The organism is Rhodococcus erythropolis NBRC 15567, assembly GCF_001552595.1.
In the GTDB taxonomy this organism is placed as follows: domain Bacteria; phylum Actinomycetota; class Actinomycetes; order Mycobacteriales; family Mycobacteriaceae; genus Rhodococcus_F; species Rhodococcus_F erythropolis.
In genome coordinates, this window is sequence record NZ_BCRM01000024.1 from 57,678 (window position 1) to 80,414 (window position 22,737).

Consider the following 22,737-nt stretch of genomic DNA (forward strand, 5'->3'; position numbering starts at 1 on the left):
TCCGTCCGGTTCGTTTGGCGAAGAACCCGAAACCATCGCGCCATCGCGCCGATAAATGCGCCAGCCACGACCCGCACAAACACGGCCGACAACGCAAGAACCGCTAATGTCGTTATGTGTCTGCAACCCAACGTGCTCGCTCCGGGGTACCGCTGGACAAGCGATCGCTCATCGTGACCGTCCCCGGCCTGCCCTGGTGGGGAGTGATCCTGCTTGCTGCCGGTGTCACCGCCGTCGGCGTACTGATCGATGCAACCGGAGGCGGCGGCGAGCTCACCGCGGTGTTCTCGACGTTCTACTTCCTGGGCTGTCTCTTCGCTGTGGTTGCCGCTTCGAACAAGGCTCTTTTCACCGCGATGGCCCAACCTCCGTTGCTGCTCTTCGCTGCGGTGCCGATCGGGCACACGCTCATCGGCAAGGACAACAGCACCGCACTGCGCGACATCGCGATCAACATCGCGTACCCGTTGGTCAACCGCTTTCCGATCATGTTGGCCGCAACCGTCGTCGTGCTGATAATCGGCGGTTTCCGGTACTTCCTGCTCAATCAGCGTCCCACCGGGCCTGCGCGCTCGACCCGCTCCCGCCGCTCGGCGACCGCCACCCGAGACTCCTCTGCGGCTGCCACGCGAGAACAATCCGCACCCGAGACCGGGCGTCGCCGCAGAGTCTCGGACGCGCCCGTCCCCGGGCCCCCGCGTCGCCGCGCCCCCGAGGTGGACGAACAGCCCGCTTACCGAAGCGCTCCCCGGCGCGAACCGATCGAAGACGATCGCCCGCTGCCGCCCCGGAGAAGCCCACTGCCACCCAGGGTCGATCGCACGCACCAACCGCCTACGCGTCGCCCTCAGCCGGACAGCAGACCGACAGCAGACGACGACTACCCGTCGTACGGTCGCCGCCGGGCGCCCGAGCCCAGTCCGTCGCCCAGGCGTGAGGAGCGGATGGAGCCCTTCTTCGCTTCGGGTGACGACGTATCGCCGCCGCTGCCCCCTCGCCGCCGCCCACCCGGAGTCGATCTTCCCGCGTATCCGCCGCCGCGAGTTCGGTACCGCGATCGCGAAGAGCCCTGACAGACGAGCCCAGTAGCAAAAAATGCGGGGCACCTTCCAGATGGAAGGTGCCCCGCATTTTCTTGTTCTAGGACGTGCGCGCTGCTCGCAATTCACGGGGAAGGGCGAACACCAGAGTCTCGTTGGCTGTGGTGACGGGCTGAACGTCGTTGTATCCGTGCTCGGCGAGAAGTTCGATCACGCCGCGCACGAGCACCTCGGGCACTGATGCGCCCGACGTGATGCCGACGGTCTGGACACCCTCGAGCCACGCGAGATCGACCTCACGGGCGTAGTCGACCAGGTACGACGCGGCAGCGCCCGCCCCGAGCGCGACCTCGACCAGGCGAACCGAGTTGGACGAGTTCCGTGAACCCACCACGATCACGAGATCGCACTCGGGAGCCATCGCCTTGACCGCGACCTGACGGTTCTGCGTGGCGTAGCAGATGTCGTCGGACGGCGGGTCCTGCAGATTGGGGAAGCGCTCACGCAGGCGCGCGACAGTCTGCATCGTCTCGTCGACGCTCAGTGTGGTCTGGGAAAGCCAGATGACCTTCGACTCGTCACGAACCGTGACCGCGTCGACCGAATCCGGGCCGTCGACGATGGTGACGTGATCGGGAGCCTCACCTGCGGTGCCCTCGACCTCCTCGTGGCCTTCGTGGCCGATGAGGAGAATGTCGTAATCGTCGCGAGCGAATCGCTTTGCTTCCTGGTGCACCTTCGTGACCAGGGGGCACGTAGCGTCGATCGTGCGCAGGTTCCGCTCGGCAGCCGAGTCGTGGACGGCCGGAGACACACCGTGCGCCGAGAACACGAGGAGTGATCCTTCCGGAACCTCGTCGGTTTCGTCGACGAAGATCACGCCTTGATCTTCGAGCGTCTCGACGACGTGGCGATTGTGGACGATCTCCTTACGCACGTAGATGGGTGCGCCGTGCTTCTCGAGCGCCTTCTCGACGGTCTCGACCGCGCGGTCGACGCCGGCGCAGTAGCCGCGAGGCTCGGCGAGGAGCACGCGCTTGGCGCTGCCCTTGCGGGTGGACGGCGAATCAGCCGAGTGCGCGATACCGAGATTGAGAGGAACAGCCGAAGACATGTGACCAGCCTACTGGCACCTCGAACGTGAGACACTCCGGCAAACGTGAACACCTCGGTTTCGGGCTCCGATCGAAGGTTCCGAAGTAAACGAGTACGGCCGTCACAGGCAAGTCGGCTACCGATTGTCGGAGCTTTGCGGCAAGCTGTGGGAATGATCCGACCACCGTTCGTGGCGCGCGTTGCCGCGGGACTCGCCGTCACCGCGATGGAAGAGGCAAAGAAGTTGCCCACCACCGCTGTCGCCCTGCCGATGACCGCCGTGAGCCAGATGCTGCAGACAAGCATGCGCGTGCAGCAGTCGATCACCTCGTTGGCGATCAAGGGCGATCAGGCATTCGCACTGATCAACTGGTCTTCCGAGGACGAACAGCCCGAGTGGGCGGTCTTCGACGAGGACGCCGACGCTCCCGCGGACTCGGCGTCGACCACCGGCGCGACCACCGCTGACACCCCGACCAACGCCGGACGCTTCGCGCTCTACTCGCTCGAGCCGACTGCCCCCATCGAGGAGCCCGCACCCGGCGCCGAGTCCGAATCCGCGGCAGCTACGACGGACGGACCTGCCGAAGAGCCCGAGATCGTCACCGAACTCGACTACCCCAACCTCACACTCGCACAGCTCCGTGCGCGTATCCGGACGCTCAGCATCGACGAGCTGACCGCCGTCCTGGACTACGAGAATGCGACGCTCGCCCGCGCACCGTTCCAGACCATGCTCACCAACCGCATCACCACAGCCAAGGCAAAGTGACTTCCGCAACGCCCCCCGCTTCATCGCAGCGATCGTCCGGCGCCAGCAGCGCTGAGCAGCCGTGGCCGGTCCGCACGGTTTCCGCCAAGGTCGCCGGCTGGATCGATCGACTCGGCAGCATCTGGGTCGAAGGTCAGATCACACAGATCAATGCACGCCCCGGTACCCGGACGGCCTTTCTCGTTCTGCGTGATCCGTCGGCAGACATGTCGCTGTCGATCACATGCTCACCACAGTTGTTGCACAACTCTCCGGTGCCGTTGACCGAGGGCTCGCGTGTGGTGATGTTCGGCAAGCTCTCGTTCTACACCGGACGCGGAACGGTGTCGTTGCGTGTCACCGAGATTCGCGCCGTGGGTATCGGTGAGCTGCTGGCCCGCATCGAGAGACTGCGCGCCTTGCTCGCCGCGGAGGGCTTGTTCGATCCGAGACTCAAACGGCCTCTTCCGTTTCTGCCCGGCACGATCGGCCTGATCACGGGCCGAGCCAGCGCGGCCGAAAAGGACGTCGTCTCGGTCGCCCACCGTCGCTGGCCCGCAGTGGCTATCGCGGTTCGTAACACCGCGGTGCAGGGCCCCACTGCTGTTCCCCAGATCATCGAAGCGCTGAAGGAACTCGACGCCAACCCGGTAGTCGACGTCATCATCCTCGCTCGCGGCGGCGGTAGCGTCGAGGATCTCCTGCCGTTCTCCGACGAAGCGCTGTGCCGCGCCATCGTGGCCTGCACGACGCCGATCGTCAGTGCCATCGGCCACGAGCCGGACAGCCCGCTCAGTGACCACGTCGCCGACCTGCGCGCAGCCACACCCACCGACGCGGCCAAGCGCGTCGTACCCGATGCGGTTGCGGAAGCTGCTCTGGTTGCGGATCTTCGTGACCGCAGCGCTGCGGCACTGCGCAGCTGGGTCAAGCGTGAGTCTCACCTGATCGAACAGTTGCGCACTCGACCGGTCATGGCATCACCACTGCTCGCGGTGGACCGTCGCGCCGAAGAGGTCGAAAGGCTCCAGGCCGCCGGGCGACGCGATGTGACTCGGTTGATCGACTCCGAGTCCCGAACGATCGAGCATCTGCGCGCCCGGCTCACCACGCTGGGCCCCGCTGCGACGCTGGCCCGCGGGTACGCAGTCGTGCAACGTGTTGTCGCCGACGGCGATCCGGAGGTTCTGCGCTCGGTCGAGGACGCGCCACCCGGAACCCAGATTCGAGTTCGACTTGCAGACGGCGCCGTTCGCGCCGCAGTGATGGGAAGAGAAAAATGAGCAACGCCACCGACACCGACATCAACGAACTCGGCTACGAAGCAGCCCGCGACGAATTGGTGAGCGTCGTGAAGATTCTCGAACAGGGCGGCCTGGACCTCGACGCGTCACTCTCACTGTGGGAGCGAGGCGAAGCGTTGGCCAAGCGCTGTGAAGAGCATTTGGCCGGCGCCAGGGCTCGCGTCGAAAAGGCTCTGGCCGAAGCGGACGAGTAACGTCCGCTCCGACCGGAAATCCTATGGCGTGATCGGCTGCGCTGCGCCGACCTTCTCGGCAAGAATCCGGAACTCTTCCGGCGTCGCCGCGCCCGTGAGCAACAGGCGAACATCCCCGACGTCCGTGACCCAGATCGACTCGACACCTTCGCCGCCGAAGACGTTCCACGTGTCGGCACCGACGGTCTCGACTCCCGTCGCGAATCGCTGTCCACCGGCAACGTGTGACACCAACGGGAATTCCTCGGCGTTGCTCTGTGTCAGCTGAATGTAGCGACCGCTGGTCGTGATGAATCCCACAGTGCTCGAATCTCCGCCGCCGTCGCCGGAGATGATTTTGCGACTGCCGGAGTTCGGGGTCCACCCGTCCGGAACACCGGGATTACGGATGGGAAATCCGAGTTCCTTCGCGTCGTAGTTCAGAGCTGCGTCCACGTCGACGCTCGGGATAGGCCCCTGCGTCGGGCCGCCAGGACTGAACGTGCACTGGCTGGCGATGCCCGCAATGATGATGCAGAACAGCACCAACGGTACGAGAGACCAGACCATGTCTTTGTTGTCTTCGAGAATGCGGGGTTTCTTCGATGCCACACCCCCAGTATCCAGGTACTGCGCAGTAGATACGATTCCCGGTCCCCTTCGAGCGAGACAAAACGTCGCAGCAGCGACCCGACAGCGCACGTAGCCGCTCCCATCTGGGACAATGACGCCTGAAGAAACCACTGCGTCGACACACCCCGTCGACCGCGACCGCGCCAGGAGGCACCGCACATGACGGCCAGCAGCACTCATCGTGAGACCCCGGACCGTAACCTCGCACTCGAATTGGTCCGAGTCACCGAAGCCGGTGCTATGGCTGCCGGCCGCTGGGTAGGCCGCGGCGACAAGGAAGGCGGCGACGGAGCAGCCGTCGACGCTATGCGTCAGCTCGTCTCCTCCGTCTCGATGCGCGGCATCGTCGTCATCGGTGAGGGCGAGAAGGACGAAGCGCCGATGCTGTTCAACGGCGAAGAGGTCGGAAACGGCGACGGTCCCGACTGTGACTTCGCCGTCGACCCGGTCGACGGCACCACCTTGATGTCCAAGGGCATGCCCAACGCGATCTCCGTTCTGGCTGTTGCCGAGCGCGGCGCGATGTTCGATCCGTCGGCCGTGTTCTACATGGAGAAGATCGCTGTCGGACCGGATGCTGCAGATGTCATCGACATCAGCGCACCGATCGCCGAGAACATCAAGCGCGTCGCCAAGGTCAAGAAGGCGTCGGTCTCCGACATCACGATCTGCATCCTGGACCGCCCGCGTCACAACCAGCTGATCCAGGACGTGCGCGACACCGGCGCTCGTATCCGTCTGATCTCCGACGGTGACGTTGCCGGCGCCATCGCCGCAGCGCGTCCCGAGTCCGGCACCGACATGCTCGTCGGCATCGGCGGAACGCCTGAGGGCATCATCGCCGCAGCAGCCATGCGCTGCATGGGTGGATCGCTGCAGGGCAAGCTCGCACCCACCGACGACGAAGAGCGCCAGAAGGCCATCGACGCCGGTCATGATCTCGATCGGATCCTGACCACCGAAGATCTCGTCTCCGGCGAGAACGTATTCTTCTGCGCCACGGGCGTCACCGATGGTGACCTGCTGCGCGGTGTCCGCTACTACGGCGGCGGCGCCAGCACGCAGTCCATCGTGATGCGTAGCAAGTCCGGCACCGTTCGCATGATCGACGCGTACCACCGTCTCGAGAAGCTGCGTGAGTACAGCTCCGTCGACTTCGACGGCGAAGAGGGCGCGGTTCCCCCGACGTTCTGATCGGCTCCGCCCCGTGAGCGGTTAGGGAGTCCCTGCACTCCTTAACCGCTCACGGGGGACGTAGTCCCCTACCCGCCCTCCAAAAGTGGCAATGTGGAGCCATGACGGAGAGCAACGATCAACAGTTCCGAATCGAACACGACACCATGGGCGAAGTTCGGGTGCCCATCGACGCACTGTGGCGGGCACAGACGCAGCGTGCAGTCGAGAACTTCCCGATCAGCGGGCGCCCACTCGAGCGCACCCAGATCCGCGCAATGGGCTTGCTGAAAGCAGCGTGTGCGCAGGTCAACAAGGACCTCGGACTGCTCGACGCGGACAAGGCCGACGCAATCATCGCCGCAGCGAACGAGATCGCCGAAGGCAAGCACGACGATCAGTTCCCCATCGACGTCTTCCAGACCGGCTCGGGAACCAGCTCGAACATGAACGCCAACGAGGTCATCGCGTCCATCGCGAAGGCCGCGGGCGTGGACGTACACCCCAATGATCACGTCAACATGTCGCAGTCCTCCAACGACACCTTCCCCACCGCCACGCACGTCGCAGCTACCGAAGCAGCGGTCACCGATCTTGTTCCGGCACTGGAACATCTGCATGCTGCGCTTGCCACGAAGGCGTCCGAGTGGAAGACCGTCGTCAAATCCGGACGCACCCACCTGATGGACGCTGTGCCGGTCACGCTCGGTCAGGAGTTCGGTGGCTACGCACGTCAGATCGAGGCCGGCATCGAGCGCGTCAACGCAACACTCCCCCGCCTCGGCGAGTTGCCGATCGGCGGAACAGCAGTCGGCACCGGTCTCAATGCTCCGGATGGATTCGGCCCCAAAGTTGTTGCCGAGCTGGTCAAGTCGACAGGCGTCGACGCGCTGACTCCGGCGAAGAACAGCTTCGAAGCGCAAGCCGCGCGCGACGGACTGGTCGAAGCATCGGGCGCGTTGCGGACCATCGCCGTCTCACTGACGAAGATTGCCAACGACATTCGGTGGATGGGATCGGGTCCGCTGACCGGACTCGGCGAGATCGCACTCCCCGATCTGCAGCCGGGTAGCTCGATCATGCCCGGCAAGGTGAACCCGGTCCTGCCCGAGGCAACCACTCAGGTTGCGGCTCAGGTGATCGGAAACGACGCCGCCATCGCGTGGGGTGGCGCTGCCGGAGCGTTCGAACTCAACGTCTACATCCCGGTCATGGCTCGCAACCTGCTGGAGTCGTTCACCTTGCTGGCCAACGTCTCTCGACTGTTCGCCGACAAGTGTGTCAGCGGACTGGTCGCGCACGAGGAGCACCTCAAGACACTCGCCGAATCGTCACCGTCGATCGTGACGCCCCTCAACTCGGCGATCGGTTACGAGGAAGCCGCGGCCGTCGCGAAGCAGGCACTCAAAGAGAAGAAGACGATCCGCCAGGTCGTCATCGAGCGCGGACTCGTCCCGGACAAGCTGAGCGAGGAGGAACTCGACAAGCGTCTCGACGTTCTGGCGATGGCGAAGGTCAAGGTCAAGGTCAAGGACTGAACAAACAACAGAGTGGCGGTTTCCACTTCGGAAACCGCCACTCTTTTCCCTACACCGTGGTGGTTGCGCGCCACTCGTCGGTGCGATCGGGGCTCGCCTCGGCCAATGCCTTCAACGTCGATTCTCGATCGAAGTCCTTGCCGTACACCGGAGTTCCCGGCTGCTGACGCCAGGAATCGTCGATCGTTCCCGCATCGACAGGATCGAAGCCCAACTGATTGATCAGATCGAACACGACCTGCTTGTTCGCGTCGTCGTCGCCGGCGATGGGTAGCGCAATGCGCCCCTCTGCACCTTCGGGAAGCCCCTTCTCGAGGAGATGCTTCCACCAGATTCCGTTGAACGCCTTGAATACCGGTACACCCAGGCGCTCCTGCACCCATCCGCTTTCGGTCTGTCCGTCCTCGATGGCCGAGATCAGACCGTCACGCTGTTGCGGGTAGTAGTTGTTGGTCTCGATGACCGGGGCACCGGCGACCGCACCGCTGAGGATCCCCGCCGGTAGATCGACCACGTTCTTCTGCGGAATGCTCACGATGACCAGCTCGGCGCCCTCGGCGGCCTCGGTGCTGCGGACTGCCTTCGCGCCCGTCTCCGCTTCCAGTTCTGCAAGGGTGTCCGGTGTCCGCGAATTCGAGACGCGCACGTCGTGACCGAGCGCAGCGAGCCTACGTGTGAGCGTGCCACCGATCTGACCGGCTCCGATGATTCCGATGCGCATGACCCTGCTCCTTCGTCGTGTGCAGTGGCGATCGCGCCACCGCTGCATTCGTCAACGACGAGAACGCACCGGGTCATTCCGTACCGACTACTTCAACTCCCATTGATTCAATCGGTTGACGGATCGAGTTCGAGCCTGATGCGAACACTGACCGGATCGGTCTGCAATCCGCGAAAGGCAGAGGCCGTCAGCGCCGATCTGAACTTCCCCGACGTGAATGTCTTCACCCGCGCCGGGACGTCGTCGTCTGGCATGATCTGGGCCTGTCCGTCCACCCACTCGCCGCGGCGACGGATCCGAACCTTCGGCGTCGCAGAGATATTGGCGCCCCAACCCCTGTCGATGCCATGCTGCGCGATGACCCACGCCTCGTCGCCGTCGTAGGTGATCGCAACGGGCACTCGGCGGGTCAGACCGGTTCGGCGTCCAACCGTCTCGATCTCGGTCATCAACGACGGCATCAAACCGATCCGATTCAATCCGGTGACCAGCGGATTGGCGAAATACTTCCCGACTGCGACTTCGATTCTTCGTTTTCGTGCAACTGACGTCGGTACCGGCATGCCGTTTCCTCTCCTCCGGAGCTGGCGCTCGAAGCAACAGCTCTATACCGCACGATATAACCACTGATCCGGGAGTTTTGCCACCATGAATATCGATCAATACCCACTACCTGCACACAACACTTGACTGTGTCTGTCGGTTACATCTAGTCTCAGATTCGTTCCTATACCGATCGACATACTGGGAGGCAGTGATGAACACACCTCGAGACACCTCGTTGCCATGACCGGCCCGCAGACGCGTTGTCCGATCGCCGCAGCGCGTCGCAAGTGGGGAGTACCAAGAGAATCAGCGGCACCAGATGAATCGAACAGCTCTGCGATTGCATACGATGGCGGGATGGCCGACTCCGATTCCCGCACTCTGATGCTGGTCGGCGCCATCAATGCCTTCCGTGAACACGGGATCGCGACGACCTCGCTCACCGAGATCGTCGAACGCTCGGGAGCTCCCCGCGGGTCGGTGTACCACTACTTTCCCGAAGGCAAAGGACAGCTGGCCGGCGAAGCAGTTGCCTACTTCGGCCGAGGCGTCAGCGCCGCCATCAGTTCGATGATCGCTCAGTCTTCCCCACCGGAGATCATCGACGCGGTTGTCACAATATTTCGAAACAGCTTGGTAGAGAGCGATTTCACCTCCTCCTGTCCGGTCGCAGCCGCGGCGGTGGAGGGCGCGTCGACGCCGGCGGCATTAACTGCTGCGGGCGAATCTTTCACCTCGTGGGAATCGCTTCTCACATCGTTCTTCTGGCAGCAGGGACAGCCGTCCGAGACTGCAGCACAGTGGGCAACCGTCGTGATCGCGTCGATCGAAGGCGCGACTCTGATGGCAAAAGCTCAGCACACCACCGCGCCTCTCGATCGGATCGGCGCGCACCTCAAGGCTCTGGTCTCGGCCCCGAGCTGACCAACCCCTCTACTTCCAACCGCTGCTGCCGTCCGCGCAGGAGCAGAGATGGCGTACAAACATGTCTCACACACTTGCACCGGCGCCCTCGGCGCCCATGATGACCAAGTCCCGTCGATTCACTGCGCTGATCTTCATCTGCCTCGCCGAACTCCTTGTCGTGCTGGACAACACAGTGGTCAACGTCGCACTGCCGACGATGAGCGTCGACCTGTTCGCCAGCGTCAGTGACCTGCAATGGATCGTCGACGCGTACACGTTGACCTTCGCAGGGTTCCTACTCACTTTCGGCCACCTGGGTGACCGCTTCGGACGCCGCCGAGTGATGATCATCGGTCTGATCGGCGTCGGCGCGATGTCGCTCGTCGGTGCTTTGGCTTCCAACCTCGAACAGGTGATCATGGCGCGCGCTGCCATGGGTGTCTTTGCCGCAGCGGTCTTTCCTGCCACCCTGGCCATGATCACGAACATCTTCACCGACGCCAGAGAACGAGCCATCGCCATCGCTGCCTGGACCGCAATGGCCGGCTTCGCGATTGCCATCGGCCCGACGGCAGGCGGTTGGCTTCTCGAGCACTTCTCCTGGCACTCGGTGTTCTGGATGAACGTTCCGGCTGCGTTGCTGGTCATCGTCGGTGTGCTGCTGGTTGTTCCGGAATCGAAGGCGCTTCACGTCGGCCGATTCGATTTCGTCGGAACAATCTTGTCGCTCCTCGGCATCGTCATTCTGGTGTGGACCATCATCGACGCACCACATCGCGGATGGGTGTCGACATTCAGCATCACGGGATACCTCTCTGCAACAGTGTTGTTGGCGGCATTCGTCGCATGGGAACTGCGCACCGATGCGCCGATCCTGAACATGAATCTCTTCCGAATCCGGCGGTTTTCATTCCCCGCCTTGGCTATTGCGGTCAGCTACTTCAGCATGTTCGGGTTCTTGTTCCTGATCACGCAGTACTTCCAGGGCGTTCGCGAATATTCGCCACTCGAATTCGGCATCCACTCTTTGCCTTTCGCCGCCGCTGTTGCGGTGGGCGCCCCAGTTGCCACCTTGGCTGCACAGAAACTCGGCACGACCGCAGTGATGGTGTTCGGCCTCCTCGTCCTCAGCGGCGGCATGTTCCTGGCCGGCCAGACGACCGTCGAGACGCCCTACCTCGGACCCGTCGTGATCTCGATGGTTCTCATGGGTCTGGGCCTCGCAATTGTCCAGGGACCGGCTACCGACTCCATCATGTCCTCGGTGCCCCTCGACGAAGCCGGCGCAGGCTCGGCAGTCAACGACACGACGCGTGAACTCGGTGGGACCCTGGGCGTCGCCGTCATCGGCTCGATCGTCGCCTCGTATTACACGTCCAAGGTGGCTCCGATCGTCGACGCCATTCCCGACGCCGTGATGTCGGCACAGGAGAAGGGCTTCGCTCGTGAGTCGGTGCTCAGCGTCATCGAGATCCGCTCGCGCGACATCAGTCCGCTCTTCGAGCAGCAGAAGGACAGTCTGATCTACACGATGAAGGCCGCATGCCTGGAAGGCTTCGCCATCGCGTCGTACTTCACGGTCGGCGCAGCACTGATCACCGCGCTGCTGGTCGCGTTGTTGCTCCCCTGGAAGCCCGTCACAGAAGGCTCCATTCTCGGCAGTCTGGCGACCAAGACCCCGAAGTAGCTACAAGGTTTCCCGATTTGTCCGTATCTCAGCCCGCCGTTCCCCGATACTGGATTGACCGAGTGGTACCGACGACAGCCCTGCTAGGGAGAATCTCGTGTCCATCACCAGTAGAAACAGCTCGCGCCTGTCGGCTGCGGCGGTTCCGGTAGTACTGACGGTCGCCCTGCTCGCCGGATGCTCGTCCGATTCAGACACCACCTCAGCGCCCGGGCCGGTCGTCAGCGACGCCAGCCCCGGTTTCGACGCCGGGGTGCCGATCCCGGACGGGCAAATCGACGACGCGGTCGGGGAGCTCGACGGCCTCGCGAACGATCTCATGGCAAGTTCGGGCGTCCCCGGCATGGCTGTGGCCGTGGTGCACGGTGGTAAGACTGTGTATGCAAAGGGATTCGGGGTTCGCGAGTTGGGTAAGAGCGCCACCGTCGATGCCGACACCGTGTTCCAACTGGCGTCGGTGTCGAAATCGGTAGGAGCCACGGTGGTCGCCCACGAAGTCGGAATCGGGACCGTCGACTGGGACACTCCGGTGATCTCGAAACTGCCGGGGTTTGCGCTTGCCGATCCGTGGGTGACCGACCACCTCACGATCTCCGATCTCTACACGCATCGGTCGGGATTACCGGACCACGCCGGCGACGGGCTGGAGGACCTGGGCTACAACCGGGCCCAGGTGCTCGAGAAGCTACGCCAACTACCGCTCAATCCATTTCGAATCACATACGAGTACACGAACTTCGGCGTCACAGCCGGCGCTGAGGCCGTTGCAGCTGCGGCGGGCACCGATTGGGAAACGCTGTCGCAGAACACGATCTACGGCCCGCTCGGTATGACGTCGACGTCTTCGCGGTTCGCCGATTACCAAGCCCGAGAAAATCGAACAGTGGGCCACATCCTCGAAGACGGAAAGTACAAGATAGGCCCGGTTCGGGACGCCGACGCCCAATCCCCCGCCGGTGGAGTCAGCTCCTCGGCGAACGACATGGCCAAGTGGTTGGACATGGTGCTGTCCGGCGGTCAGTATCAGGGGCAGCAGGTCGTTCAGACGGATGCGCTCGTGCCCGCAGTGAACCCGGAGATCGTCTCGCGCCACGCGCAGCAGATCGGGGAACGCTCCGGCTTCTACGGCTACGGGTTCAACGTTTCCGACAGCGCCGCTGGCCGTGTCACCGCCAGCCACTCCGGCGCTTTCCTGGTCGGAGCCGGGACAAATTTCGTGACGATTCCCTCCGCTGACGTCGGCATCGTCGTTCTGACCAACGGCACGCCTACCGGCGTCGCGGAGACCTTGACCGCCGAGTTCGCCGATCTGGTGCAGTTCGGGAAGATCACCCGCGAGTGGCGCCCGCTGTACGAAGCGGCGTTTGCCTCACAAGCCGATCCCGAGGGCGAACTTGCCGGGAAGACACCGCCGACCTCCCCCGCGCCTGCCCCACCGACAAACCAATTGACCGGCGACTACGGCAACCCGTACTGGGGTCCCGCACTCGTGACGCAGCAGAACGGTGCGCTGACCTTGACCATGGGTCCCGCGGCGGTGACGTATCCGCTGACCCACTGGGACGGAAACACCTTCACGTTTCCGCTCAGCGGCGAGAACGCACCGGCCGGGACGGTCTCGAAGGCCACCTTCGACGGAAACTCGCTAACCTTGGAGTACTTCGATCACGATCATCTCGGTACCTTCATCCGGGCAACACCGGCCGAATAATCAGCCAAGGACACCCCATGAGTAGTTCGACAGCCACGGTGAACGCAATGTTCGCGGCCCTCACCGATTTCGACGTGGACGCAGCAGCCGAATTGATGACAGACGACATCGTCTGGCAGAACGTCTCGCTCCCCACTCTGCGAGGCAAGAAGACCGTCGTGCGAGCGCTTCGTCTGGTCACCAAGCCTTCACTGAAATTCGAGGCCGAGATGCACCACATCGTCGGCGACGAGTCCACGGTGCTCACCGAACGCACCGACATCCTGACCGTCGGGCCGCTGCGCATCGAATTCTGGGTGTGCGGAACTTTCGAACTGCGCGACGGCAAGGTCTCCGTCTGGCGTGACTACTTCAGTCTGCGAGACGTCGCGTGGGGTGTGGTGACCGCGGTCGGCCGTGCAGTCGTCGGGAGCGGGACACGAAGTAGGCTTGCTCCGGCCTGAAATCACCTGCCGAAAGCGAGCGAACCTGCCATGCCCGAGAACACCACGCCTGACTCCTTCGACGCCGGCTTGGCTGTGCGCACCGAAGTCATGGGGGCCGATTTTGTCGACGCCGCCTTCGAGCGCACCCGCGGCACCGACAGCGAAGAACTGCAGAACTTCGTGACGGCCAATGTCTGGGGTTCGGTATGGACGCGTCCCGGACTCGATCGCCGCAGCCGCAGTCTGATCAATCTGGGGATGCTGATCGCGCTGCGCGCGGAGAACGAACTCAAAGGCCACGTACGCGGAGCACTACGAAACGGCTTGACGCGCACCGAGATCGTCGAAACCGTGATCCACGCGAGCGCGTACTGCGGTGCTCCGGCGGGACTGGCGGCGATGCGTGTCGTGCAAGAGGTTCTCGACAACGAACTCGGACCGCTGCAAAACTGAACTACTGAAAACCCAAGAATCTCCCCGTGCAGACCGAAGTCCGCACGGGGAGATCGCTTCTCAGGAAGTGGGGCCGAACTCCTCGAGCATGTCGGTCACCAACTCGGCGATCGGCGACCGCTCACTGCGCGTGAGTGTGATGTGCGCAAAGAGCGGGTGCCCCTTGAGCTTCTCGATGACGGCCGCAACTCCGTCGTGCCTGCCCACTCGCAGGTTGTCACGCTGCGCGACGTCGTGCGTAAGGACCACTCGCGAGCCGGTTCCCAGACGAGAAAGCACTGTCAGCAGAACATTTCGTTCGAGTGACTGCGCTTCGTCGACGATCACGAACGAATCGTGCAGCGACCGACCGCGAATGTGCGTCAGCGGCAGCACTTCCAGCATTCCGCGGGCGAGAACCTCTTCGAGAACCTCTGGCGAAGCCAACCCGTCGAGAGTGTCGAAAACGGCCTGAGCCCACGGGCCCATCTTCTCGCTCTCACTACCGGGAAGGTAGCCGAGTTCTTGTCCGCCAACGGCATACAGCGGACGGAAGACGACGACCTTGCGCTGGGTGCGGCGCTCGAGAACGGCTTCCAAACCTGCTGTCAGAGCCAAGGCCGACTTACCGGTGCCTGCCTTGCCGCCGAGAGAGATGATGCCGATGCTCTCGTCCATGAGGAGATCGAGCGCAATGCGCTGCTCGGCGGAGCGGCCGTGCAGCCCGAACGCCTCACGCTCACCGCGCACCAACTGAATGCGCTTGTCGGGAGTCACCCGACCGAGGGCGCTCGACGAGCCACCGAGCAGACGAAGACCCGTGTGACACGGCAGATCTCGTGCTTCGTCAAGGTCCAGGAAACCCTCGTTGAACAGCTCGTCGATGTCCGTCGAGGCGACGTCCAGCTCGGTCATGCCCGTCCATCCCGATGGCACGACGTCGTGAGCGTGGTACTCGTCGGCAGGTAGTCCCACCGCGCCTGCCTTCACACGAAGCGGTATGTCCTTACTGACGAGGACTACGTCCTTGCCCTCCGCCGCAAGGTTCAGCGCGCACGCCAGAATCCTCGAATCGTTACTGTCCGTGCGGAATCCGACGGGTAGGACCGCAGGGTCGGTGTGATTGAGTTCGACCTGCAGTGTCCCGTTCTCGGTGCCGATCGGTACCGGACGGTCGAGGCGGCTGTATTCGATCCGGAGATCGTCGAGCATGCGGAGCGATTCTCGGGCGAACCATCCCAGTTCGTGGTGGTGCCGTTTGCCTTCGAGTTCGCTGATCACGACCAGTGGCAGTACCACGTGGTGTTCGGCGAATCGAGTGACAGCCCATGGATCGGACAGTAGTACCGAGGTATCCAAGACGTACGTGCGAAGTGCATCTCCCGAATGATTCCCGGCTGATAGGTCAGCCCGGGCCGAGTGGGCAGAGACGGAGCGTGATGCAGTCACGTTGGGCTCCTAGGTCTGCGCGGCACCCGCGCAAACTCAGCTCGCTGGGCCGGACGGCTCTGGTGTCAGGTGACGCTGTGTCAGCTGAAACAAGGGCCGGGCGCCGGCCCTCTCGTACTGAGTGTTTCAGTCACGATCAGAACCTCCCGCACAAGTAACTTCTGGTTACTCGTTACTGCCGACGGTACTGCGGATCGGACACTCGCGCCACGGAACGAGCCGCACATCTGGTGAACGCCAGGTAACAAAATGCCACTCGTGTGATTCAGCGTCACTCAGGACTCGATCAGACCCCACTTCGCGGCGCGCACCGCTGCCTGAACCCGCGAATTGGTTCCGGTCTTGACGAAGATGTTCTCGAGGTGGGTGGCGACGGTGCGACGGCTGACGAACAACTCCTCGGCGATCTCGACATTGCCCGCGCCCCTGGCCACCAATTGCAGTACTTGGATCTCCCGTGGGCTCAGATGGACACGATCGAGCGCCACCTGGTCCCCCACGACGCGCGAGCAGGCCGCGCTGGACGCCGCCACCACCTCGCGCACGCGATCGACGACGCCGGAATCCGCGAAGCTCATGTGCAGCAATCCGGTCACCTCACGGCCGGAGAACCCCAACGCGACCGACGCGCCCTCGGCGTACCCGGACGGCCGCAGCACATCGGTAACCATCTCGACCTGCTCGAATCGTGGCACGTCCTGCCAGAACACTGGCACACCCGAAGCCTCGCGAATGATGCCGAAGAGATTGCGATCGGCGACGAAGTCGTCGAGCAGGAACTCGAGCACCCTGGCGTCGTATCCGGAACTCGCCAGAGCCCGATGCCGTCCGCTCGACGGGTCCCGGTACGTGACCGCCGCAGCCGAGTACGCGAGTCCACGTGTGCGGAGTTCTTCGGCGCACAGGCCGAGAATGCCGTACGCCCCGGCCGCCGATGATCGCGGCGCGAACATGTCAGGTCCAGCGCCGCGATCAGGCAGTACAGACGTCATCACACCAATCTAGCCAATCGTGTGAGCTAGGCCACCACCAGTGAATCGGCCGGCTTCCTGTCCGCCCACGGACGCACCGCTTCGAAGTTCGCGGCAGTCCGCAGAACCAGTGCGTCCTGGCGGTGGCGTGCGGCGATCTGCAGCCCCACCGGTCGACCGTCGGCGGTGAATCCGGCTGGCACGGTGATCGCGGGGTTGTTGAGCATGTTGTACGGGTAGGTGAAGAGCCAATCGAGCAACTGCTCACGCAGCGACGCGCCTTCGAGCCACGACGGCGCGAACTGACTGAGCGGGAACGTGGCCGAAGCCAAGGTCGGCGAGACCAACACGTCGTAGTCGTTCATGAACGTGGTCCACGTGTCCCACATGACGCCGCGGAATGCGTCGGCCCGCCCGACGTCGACACCGGTGAGCCGCTCGGCCTCGTGCATGATCTCGATCAGGTTGTCGTCGACCTCGCCGCGCTGGTTCTCCCAGTCGAGCAAGTCGTATTCGGAAGCGAAACCGGGAACCCAGATGCCGTTCCACATCGACTCCGACGGATTTCCCCACTGCGGGGTCGCCTCGGTGATCTGGGCACCCAATTCCTCGAATGCCGCCAGCGCGTCAAGGCACACCGCCAGCACCTCCGGATCAACATGGCCGAGGCCGAGATTCGTCGACCACGCGACGCGAAGCCCCTTCACGTCACCCTTCGCCGCTTCGACGTACGAGGTCTCCGCACGCTCGATCGAGAGCGGATCCGCATTGTCCGGCCCGGCCATGATGTCGAGCATCAGCGCGTTGTCGGCGACGGTCCTGGTGATCGGACCGTGGTACGCCCAGTTGTAGAACCGCCCGGCCAGGATGGTCTGCGGAATGACGCCGGTGGTCGGTTTGAGCCCGACGACCCCGCAGAGCGCCGACGGGATACGCACCGATCCGGCGCCGTCACTGCCCTCGGCAAGTGGCCCGAGGCCTGCAGCCACGGCAGCCGACGCACCGCCACTGGACCCGCCCGCGCTGTTGCCGAGCTTCCACGGGTTGTGCGTCGGCCCGTACAGATGGTTGTCCGTTCCACCGTAGTAACCGCTTTCGGGAGTGTTCGTCTTTCCCAGGAACAGTCCGCCGGCGCCGCGCAGCCTGTCCACGACGACGGCATTTCCCGTCGCGATGTTGTCGGCCATCGGCTTCATCCCGAACGTGGTCGGCAGCCCGTCGACTGCCGTCAGATCTTTGATCGTGAACGGAACGCCGTGCAGCGGGCCGAGTTTCTCGCCCGATTCCTGTTGCCGTGAGAGTTCGGCCGCGTCGCGCGTGACCTGCTCGCGATCGAACTGCACTATCGCGTTGATCGACGGATTGACGGCGTCGACGCGCTGGATCATCGCTTCGGCAATCTCGTTGGGCGAGAGACTGTTCGACGCGACCGACGCCGCCATCTCGGTAGCGGAGAGCCAATGCAGATTCTGTTCGGTCATGGGGTTTCCTTCGCCGGAGGGGTGATGCTCTCAGGCTAGGAAGCGCCGAACTCGGCCACCATCGGTCATGTGACCGATGCCACAATCCGCGACTGGCAAAAAACCAGCGGCCCGGCCCCTCGAAAGGGACCGGGCCGTCGGTGAAGGAATACCTAGACGTTCTTGCTGAGCAGGCCCCAGTTCTCGAGACCGTCGTACAGCGGAAGGTCGAGGGCGAGCTTGGCGACGCGCGCACGCAGCGCCGGCAGATCCGCGTTGCCGGCCAGAGCGGTACCGATGATGTCGGCGACCTCGGTGAACTCGGCATCGCCGAATCCGCGGGTGGCCAACGCTGCGGTACCGATACGCAGACCGGAGGTGGTCATCGGCGGGCGGGGATCGAACGGAACAGCGTTGCGGTTGACCGTGATGCCGATTTCGTGCAGAAGGTCCTCACCCTGCTGGCCGTCGAGCTGCGAGTTACGCAGGTCCACGAGAACGAGGTGGACGTCTGTGCCGCCGGTCAGGACACTGATGCCCTGGTCTGCGACGTCCTTGTTGCCCAGACGCTCGGCAAGGATGCGCGCACCGGAAAGGGTGCGTGCCTGACGATCCTTGAACTCTTCACCGGCAGCGATCTTGAAGGTGACTGCCTTGGCCGCGATGGCGTGCATGAGCGGTCCACCCTGCTGACCCGGGAAGACAGCGGAGTTGAGCTTCTTGGCCCACTCCTTCTTCGCCAGGATCAGGCCGGAACGCGGTCCACCGAGTGTCTTGTGGACGGTCGAGGAGACGACATCCGCGTACGGGACGGGCGACGGGTGCAGGCCTGCGGCAACCAGTCCGGCGAAGTGAGCCATGTCCACCCACAGGTACGCCCCGACCTCGTCGGCGATCGCACGGAACGCCGCGAAGTCCTGCTGACGCGGGTACGCGGACCAACCGGCAACGATGACCTTCGGCTTCTCGGCGAGGGCGATCGAGCGCACCTCGTCCATGTCGATGCGGTGATCTTCCTTGCTGACGCCGTAGGACGCGACGTCGTACAACTTGCCGGAGAAGTTCAGCTTCATGCCGTGCGTGAGGTGACCACCGTGTGCAAGGTCGAGGCCGAGCAGCTTCTCACCCGGGTTCATCAGTGCCATCAGAACAGCAGCGTTGGCCTGTGCGCCCGAGTGCGGCTGAACATTCGCGAACTCTGCACCGAAGAGTTCCTTCGCACGGTTGCGCGCCAGATCCTCGATGACGTCGACGTGCTCGCAACCGCCGTAGTAACGACGTCCCGGGTAGCCCTCGGCGTACTTGTTGGTCAGGACGCTGCCCTGAGCCTGCAGAACCGAGCGGGGAACGAAGTTCTCCGACGCGATCATCTCGAGCGTGTCGCGCTGACGAGCCAATTCACCAGCCATCGCCTCGGCGACTTCGGGGTCGAGTTCGGCGAGTGATGCAGAGTTGACGTCGGAGCCGGGCACAGCGGTCATCGAGGAATCTCCAAGCTGGATGCGGAAACGAATGCGTCCAGTCTACGAAGTTCGCTCCCGCCGTCTCCACCCGGCACTAGGCAGCACGCAGAGAGCTGGGGACCAGCGGCTCGTCGAGCAGCCTGCGGAAGCGTTCGGTGCGCTCTGCGCCCACCGGCACCTCGTCCAGCCAGCCCCCGAGCAGCCGGTATCCCTCGACATACGTGCTGGTGTACGCCCGCCACAGCGGTGAAGACAGGAACTTGAGCGATTGGCGAGCGCGTTCCGGCGTCGACAGCGACCACCGTTCGAGGAACAGTGCCACGTCGTCGAGGCTGCGCCCCTCGTCGTGCAACATCAGAGCGGCATCCTGACGAACACTCAGCAGTTGCCCCGACGCGGCGGAGAGCCGTTGCGCCTTTTCCCCGTCGAAAGACAAGCCGAGATCGGCGTAGATGTCCTGCGCCCACAAGCCCCACTCCGGACCGACGATCGCTTCCAGCGCCAGATCTGCGAGGCCTTCGGCCATGATGCACTGCGGCGTGTTGACCAGGAACAGTGTCTGCTCGAGCTGACCCGAACCGACCAGACCGGCTTCCTTACGGCAATGCTCGGTGTGATGGCCGGGGTAGGACTCGTGCGCGATCAGCCGCGGCAGGTTGGCCATGAACTGCGGCAGATCCGAATTGATCGCAACCTTGGAGCGGTAGTCACCAAGGTAGTAGTTGAAGCCGGACCACGGCTTGTCCCCCACCACTTCGTATTCGACGGTTTCCGACGCCGGAAGCCCGAACGTGCCGCGGACCAGATCGCGCAGCGCACTCGACATTGCCTCGACGCACTCGTTCAGTCTCGCCGCGGGGATCTCGTCGGCCTTGCGATGCGCCTGCACTCGCTGTGCCAGCGGTCCCGGACCGGGCAGAACTTCACCCATCAACCGGTGCGCGTCGCTGTAGGCGTCCTCGTTTCCCTTTTCGATTCGTACGTCGAAGTACGCCTCCACCTCGTCCACGAAGCCGATGTCCTCACCCGCGAACTTGCGCCCGGAGCATTCCAGGGCGCGAAGGTGAACGTCGATGAAGTGAGCGCGCTCGGCATTCAGACCACTTCCGGCCAGCTCGCCCCGCAATTCACGTGCCGTGCGGGCAAGTTCACGCGGATCGGGCTTCGGGGCGCTCTCGATCTGCTTACGCAGCGCGGGGTCACCGGTGAACGCGTCGACGAACCCGTCTTCGAGACGGTCGAAACCCAGTCCGAGCAGCAGATATTGGCGAACAAGTGTGTCTGGATCCATAACGACCGAGCCTAGCCGCTCGCTCCGGAATGCCACCCGGCGAAAGTCCCGGACGTGGCACCGAGCACAATCCGACTATGCACTCGGATCGTGCGCACACGCGCCTGGCTTGCTCGCATAGCTGTTTCGTCCGCCGGGCCCCGGGTTCACTACATGCCGGTGAGCTGGGCTGATGGCGCGCACCAACGAATCGAGTCCCTACGTCGAGTTCGACCGCAAGCAGTGGCGGACACTGCGTAAGTCGACGCCGCTGGTGTTGACCGAGGACGAGTTGTACGGCCTGCGTGGTCTCGGCGAGCAGATCGATCTCGAAGAAGTTGCCGAGGTTTATCTCCCCCTCGCACGTCTGATCCACCTGCAGGTGGCGGCACGCCAACGGCTGTTCGCGGCCACCGCGACGTTCCTCGGTGAGAAGCATCCCGACCGTCAGGTGCCCTTCGTCATCGGTGTCGCCGGTTCGGTCGCGGTCGGAAAATCCACGACTGCTCGTGTGCTGCAAGCTCTCCTGGCCCGCTGGGACCACCATCCACGCGTCGACCTCGTCACCACGGACGGATTCCTCTATCCGACCAGGGAACTCCAGCGTCGGGGCATCATGCACCGCAAGGGTTTTCCCGAAAGTTACGATCGCCGCAAGCTGTTGCGCTTCGTCACCGAAGTCAAGTCCGGGGCGGAAGAGGTAGCGGCGCCGGTCTATTCGCATACGTCGTACGACATCATCCCGGGCCAGTACCACCTGATCCGCCAGCCTGACATCCTCATCATCGAGGGCCTCAACGTCCTGCAGACCGGCCCGCGTCTGATGGTCTCCGATCTGTTCGACTTCTCGATCTACGTCGACGCCCGTATCGAGGACATCGAAGCCTGGTACATCCAGCGGTTCCTCGCGCTACGCAACACGTCGTTCGCCGATCCGAACGCTCACTTTCACCACTACTCCGGCCTCTCCGACCGTGACGCGACCATCGCGGCGAAGGAGATCTGGAACTCGATCAATCACCCGAACCTGGTGGAGAACATTCTCCCCACCCGCCCCCACGCAACCCTGGTACTGCGCAAGGACGCCGATCACACGATCAACCGGCTGCGCCTGCGCAAGCTCTGAGACGGCTCAGGCGCCGAACCGGCGGTGGCGCGCCGCGTAGTCACGCAAGGCTCGAAGAAAGTCGACTCGACGGAACTCGGGCCAGTACGCCTCGGTGAACCAGATCTCCGAATAAGCGCTCTGCCACAACAGGAATCCGGAGAGCCGCTGCTCGCCGGAGGTGCGGATCACCAGATCCGGATCGGGCTGTCCCGACGTGTACAAATGACCGTCGATGCCGTCGACTGTGACAGCCTGGATCAGTTCGTCTCCGCTCAGACCCGCACCGATCTTGTCACGCAGGAGCGATTGGACGGCGTCGGCGATCTCCTGACGTCCGCCGTATCCGATCGCGACGTTGACATGTGTCCCGGTTCGGCCACTGGTCCCCGCCGCCGCTTCCCGCAAGCGCCTGGACTGCTCGGGGGGCAGAAGATCGAGAGCACCGACGATCTGCACACTCCAGTTCTTGCCGGGCCCGGAGATCTCTTCGACGACGTCGGTGATGATCTCGAGGAGCGTGTCGAGCTCTTCCGGCTCGCGGCGCAGGTTCTCGGTCGAGAGCAGGTAGATGGTTGCCATCTCGATTCCGGCGGCGTCGCACCACTCGAGCAATTCGGCAATTTTGAGCGCGCCCATGCGGTGCCCGTGACTGACATCGGTGAAGCCGTTCTCGCGAGCCCATCGCCGGTTTCCGTCACACATCACGGCTACGTGCCGTGGGTGCGCGAGACCGTCGAGATGACTGAGGAGCCGTCGCTCGTAGATGCTGTACAGCAGTCCGCGCAGATTCACCGTGACATCACCATGGTGTCAAAGACTACGCCCGGCAGTGACAGCCACATGCGAGCGCCGTCACGCTTTTTGTACGCGTCGAAAACCCG

General features: G+C 63.6%; 22 protein-coding genes. 12 read left to right on the top strand and 10 right to left on the bottom strand.

Annotated elements, in window-relative coordinates; all coding sequences use genetic code 11:
- Positions 1-116: 116 nt before the first annotated feature.
- A complete protein-coding gene (locus RE4_RS24390; RefSeq protein ID WP_020970252.1) occupies positions 117-1,073 on the top strand; it encodes a DUF6542 domain-containing protein in 957 nt (318 codons plus the stop codon).
- Between the two features lie 67 nt (positions 1,074-1,140).
- On the opposite strand, the gene RE4_RS24395 is transcribed toward RE4_RS24390, so the two are convergent.
- On the bottom strand, positions 1,141-2,154 hold the full coding sequence (locus tag RE4_RS24395) for a 4-hydroxy-3-methylbut-2-enyl diphosphate reductase (protein WP_003945273.1): 1,014 nt from the start codon (positions 2,152-2,154) through the stop codon (positions 1,141-1,143).
- A gap of 153 nt (positions 2,155-2,307) precedes the next feature.
- Here RE4_RS24395 and RE4_RS24400 point away from each other — a divergent pair, with 153 nt between their 5' ends.
- The 3 genes from RE4_RS24400 to RE4_RS24410 are packed head-to-tail and all read left to right on the top strand — an operon-like array spanning position 2,308 to position 4,384.
- Positions 2,308-2,907 (top strand): lipid droplet-associated protein, encoded by a 600-nt coding sequence (locus tag RE4_RS24400; RefSeq protein ID WP_030244398.1) that lies wholly within the window; start codon positions 2,308-2,310, stop codon positions 2,905-2,907.
- Positions 2,904-4,169, top strand: a complete 1,266-nt coding sequence (gene xseA / locus RE4_RS24405) for an exodeoxyribonuclease VII large subunit (RefSeq protein WP_003945258.1) — start codon at positions 2,904-2,906, stop codon at positions 4,167-4,169. The genes RE4_RS24400 and xseA overlap by 4 nt, the downstream gene beginning before the upstream one ends.
- On the top strand, positions 4,166-4,384 hold the full coding sequence (locus tag RE4_RS24410) for an exodeoxyribonuclease VII small subunit (RefSeq protein ID WP_003945276.1): 219 nt from the start codon (positions 4,166-4,168) through the stop codon (positions 4,382-4,384). The genes xseA and RE4_RS24410 overlap by 4 nt, the downstream gene beginning before the upstream one ends.
- Before the next feature lie 21 nt (positions 4,385-4,405).
- On the opposite strand, the gene RE4_RS24415 is transcribed toward RE4_RS24410, so the two are convergent.
- Positions 4,406-4,975 carry a DUF4245 domain-containing protein gene (locus RE4_RS24415; RefSeq protein ID WP_003945206.1) on the bottom strand — a complete coding sequence of 190 codons (570 nt, stop codon included), beginning with the start codon at positions 4,973-4,975 and terminating at the stop codon, positions 4,406-4,408.
- Positions 4,976-5,155: 180 nt separating this feature from the next.
- On the opposite strand from RE4_RS24415, the gene glpX reads away from it, so the two are divergent.
- Complete coding sequence (gene glpX / locus RE4_RS24420; protein WP_019744581.1) at positions 5,156-6,190, top strand: class II fructose-bisphosphatase; 1,035 nt, start codon at positions 5,156-5,158, stop codon at positions 6,188-6,190.
- A gap of 101 nt (positions 6,191-6,291) precedes the next feature.
- Positions 6,292-7,707, top strand: coding sequence for a class II fumarate hydratase (locus RE4_RS24425; protein WP_060939510.1), 1,416 nt, complete (start codon positions 6,292-6,294; stop codon positions 7,705-7,707).
- Positions 7,708-7,756: 49 nt separating this feature from the next.
- Here RE4_RS24425 and RE4_RS24430 read toward each other — a convergent pair whose 3' ends face one another.
- Together RE4_RS24430 and RE4_RS24435 are read right to left on the bottom strand one after the other, a co-directional pair.
- Complete coding sequence (locus RE4_RS24430) at positions 7,757-8,476, bottom strand: NADPH-dependent F420 reductase (protein WP_081098423.1); 720 nt, start codon at positions 8,474-8,476, stop codon at positions 7,757-7,759.
- Positions 8,477-8,535: 59 nt separating this feature from the next.
- Positions 8,536-8,991, bottom strand: a complete 456-nt coding sequence (locus RE4_RS24435; RefSeq protein ID WP_020908518.1) for a nitroreductase family deazaflavin-dependent oxidoreductase — start codon at positions 8,989-8,991, stop codon at positions 8,536-8,538.
- 340 nt (positions 8,992-9,331) lie between these two features.
- Between RE4_RS24435 and RE4_RS24440 the strand changes: the two genes are divergently transcribed.
- The 5 genes from RE4_RS24440 to RE4_RS24460 all read left to right on the top strand — a co-directional run bounded on the left by RE4_RS24440 (position 9,332) and on the right by RE4_RS24460 (position 14,156).
- A complete protein-coding gene (locus RE4_RS24440) occupies positions 9,332-9,898 on the top strand; it encodes a TetR/AcrR family transcriptional regulator (RefSeq protein WP_003945239.1) in 567 nt (188 codons plus the stop codon).
- A 97-nt stretch (positions 9,899-9,995) separates the two neighbouring features.
- Positions 9,996-11,567 (top strand): MFS transporter, encoded by a 1,572-nt coding sequence (locus RE4_RS24445; protein WP_060939512.1) that lies wholly within the window; start codon positions 9,996-9,998, stop codon positions 11,565-11,567.
- A 97-nt stretch (positions 11,568-11,664) separates the two neighbouring features.
- On the top strand, positions 11,665-13,278 hold the full coding sequence (locus RE4_RS24450; RefSeq protein WP_060939513.1) for a serine hydrolase domain-containing protein: 1,614 nt from the start codon (positions 11,665-11,667) through the stop codon (positions 13,276-13,278).
- A gap of 17 nt (positions 13,279-13,295) precedes the next feature.
- Positions 13,296-13,721 carry a limonene-1,2-epoxide hydrolase family protein gene (locus RE4_RS24455; RefSeq protein WP_019744587.1) on the top strand — a complete coding sequence of 142 codons (426 nt, stop codon included), beginning with the start codon at positions 13,296-13,298 and terminating at the stop codon, positions 13,719-13,721.
- Between the two features lie 30 nt (positions 13,722-13,751).
- Positions 13,752-14,156: a carboxymuconolactone decarboxylase family protein gene (locus RE4_RS24460; protein ID WP_019744588.1), complete on the top strand. Its 405-nt coding sequence runs from the start codon at positions 13,752-13,754 to the stop codon at positions 14,154-14,156.
- 60 nt (positions 14,157-14,216) lie between these two features.
- On the opposite strand, the gene phoH2 is transcribed toward RE4_RS24460, so the two are convergent.
- The 5 genes from phoH2 to RE4_RS24485 all read right to left on the bottom strand — a co-directional run bounded on the left by phoH2 (position 14,217) and on the right by RE4_RS24485 (position 20,769).
- Complete coding sequence (gene phoH2 / locus RE4_RS24465) at positions 14,217-15,584, bottom strand: RNA 5'-3' helicase PhoH2 (RefSeq protein ID WP_003945274.1); 1,368 nt, start codon at positions 15,582-15,584, stop codon at positions 14,217-14,219.
- Positions 15,585-15,859: 275 nt separating this feature from the next.
- Positions 15,860-16,576, bottom strand: a complete 717-nt coding sequence (locus RE4_RS24470; RefSeq protein WP_081098424.1) for a helix-turn-helix transcriptional regulator — start codon at positions 16,574-16,576, stop codon at positions 15,860-15,862.
- Between the two features lie 26 nt (positions 16,577-16,602).
- The gene (locus RE4_RS24475) at positions 16,603-18,036 is read right to left on the bottom strand and encodes an amidase (protein ID WP_019744590.1); all 1,434 of its coding nucleotides are present in this window, start codon (positions 18,034-18,036) and stop codon (positions 16,603-16,605) included.
- Positions 18,037-18,188: 152 nt separating this feature from the next.
- On the bottom strand, positions 18,189-19,496 hold the full coding sequence (gene glyA / locus RE4_RS24480; RefSeq protein ID WP_003945195.1) for a serine hydroxymethyltransferase: 1,308 nt from the start codon (positions 19,494-19,496) through the stop codon (positions 18,189-18,191).
- Between the two features lie 76 nt (positions 19,497-19,572).
- Positions 19,573-20,769 carry a hypothetical protein gene (locus RE4_RS24485; RefSeq protein WP_020970259.1) on the bottom strand — a complete coding sequence of 399 codons (1,197 nt, stop codon included), beginning with the start codon at positions 20,767-20,769 and terminating at the stop codon, positions 19,573-19,575.
- A 172-nt stretch (positions 20,770-20,941) separates the two neighbouring features.
- Between RE4_RS24485 and coaA the strand changes: the two genes are divergently transcribed.
- Complete coding sequence (gene coaA / locus RE4_RS24490; protein ID WP_060939515.1) at positions 20,942-21,874, top strand: type I pantothenate kinase; 933 nt, start codon at positions 20,942-20,944, stop codon at positions 21,872-21,874.
- 6 nt (positions 21,875-21,880) lie between these two features.
- On the opposite strand, the gene RE4_RS24495 is transcribed toward coaA, so the two are convergent.
- Entirely contained in the window at positions 21,881-22,648 is a 768-nt protein-coding gene (locus tag RE4_RS24495) for an isoprenyl transferase (protein ID WP_003945211.1), read from the bottom strand.
- Positions 22,649-22,737: the final 89 nt, after the last annotated feature.

Excerpts from the sequence above, each read along its gene's own strand:
- RE4_RS24395 (WP_003945273.1), bottom strand. The coding sequence starts at position 2,154 with ATGTCTTCGGCTGTTCCTCTCAATCTCGGTATCGCGCACTCGGCTGAT.
- RE4_RS24400 (WP_030244398.1), top strand. The coding sequence starts at position 2,308 with ATGATCCGACCACCGTTCGTGGCGCGCGTTGCCGCGGGACTCGCCGTC.
- RE4_RS24410 (WP_003945276.1), top strand. The coding sequence starts at position 4,166 with ATGAGCAACGCCACCGACACCGACATCAACGAACTCGGCTACGAAGCA.
- glpX (WP_019744581.1), top strand. The coding sequence starts at position 5,156 with ATGACGGCCAGCAGCACTCATCGTGAGACCCCGGACCGTAACCTCGCA.
- RE4_RS24425 (WP_060939510.1), top strand. The coding sequence starts at position 6,292 with ATGACGGAGAGCAACGATCAACAGTTCCGAATCGAACACGACACCATG.
- RE4_RS24430 (WP_081098423.1), bottom strand. The coding sequence starts at position 8,476 with ATGCAGCGGTGGCGCGATCGCCACTGCACACGACGAAGGAGCAGGGTC.
- RE4_RS24435 (WP_020908518.1), bottom strand. The coding sequence starts at position 8,991 with ATGCCGGTACCGACGTCAGTTGCACGAAAACGAAGAATCGAAGTCGCA.
- RE4_RS24440 (WP_003945239.1), top strand. The coding sequence starts at position 9,332 with ATGGCCGACTCCGATTCCCGCACTCTGATGCTGGTCGGCGCCATCAAT.
- RE4_RS24445 (WP_060939512.1), top strand. The coding sequence starts at position 9,996 with ATGATGACCAAGTCCCGTCGATTCACTGCGCTGATCTTCATCTGCCTC.
- RE4_RS24455 (WP_019744587.1), top strand. The coding sequence starts at position 13,296 with ATGAGTAGTTCGACAGCCACGGTGAACGCAATGTTCGCGGCCCTCACC.
- RE4_RS24460 (WP_019744588.1), top strand. The coding sequence starts at position 13,752 with ATGCCCGAGAACACCACGCCTGACTCCTTCGACGCCGGCTTGGCTGTG.
- RE4_RS24470 (WP_081098424.1), bottom strand. The coding sequence starts at position 16,576 with ATGACGTCTGTACTGCCTGATCGCGGCGCTGGACCTGACATGTTCGCG.
- RE4_RS24475 (WP_019744590.1), bottom strand. The coding sequence starts at position 18,036 with ATGACCGAACAGAATCTGCATTGGCTCTCCGCTACCGAGATGGCGGCG.
- glyA (WP_003945195.1), bottom strand. The coding sequence starts at position 19,496 with ATGACCGCTGTGCCCGGCTCCGACGTCAACTCTGCATCACTCGCCGAA.
- RE4_RS24485 (WP_020970259.1), bottom strand. The coding sequence starts at position 20,769 with ATGGATCCAGACACACTTGTTCGCCAATATCTGCTGCTCGGACTGGGT.
- coaA (WP_060939515.1), top strand. The coding sequence starts at position 20,942 with ATGGCGCGCACCAACGAATCGAGTCCCTACGTCGAGTTCGACCGCAAG.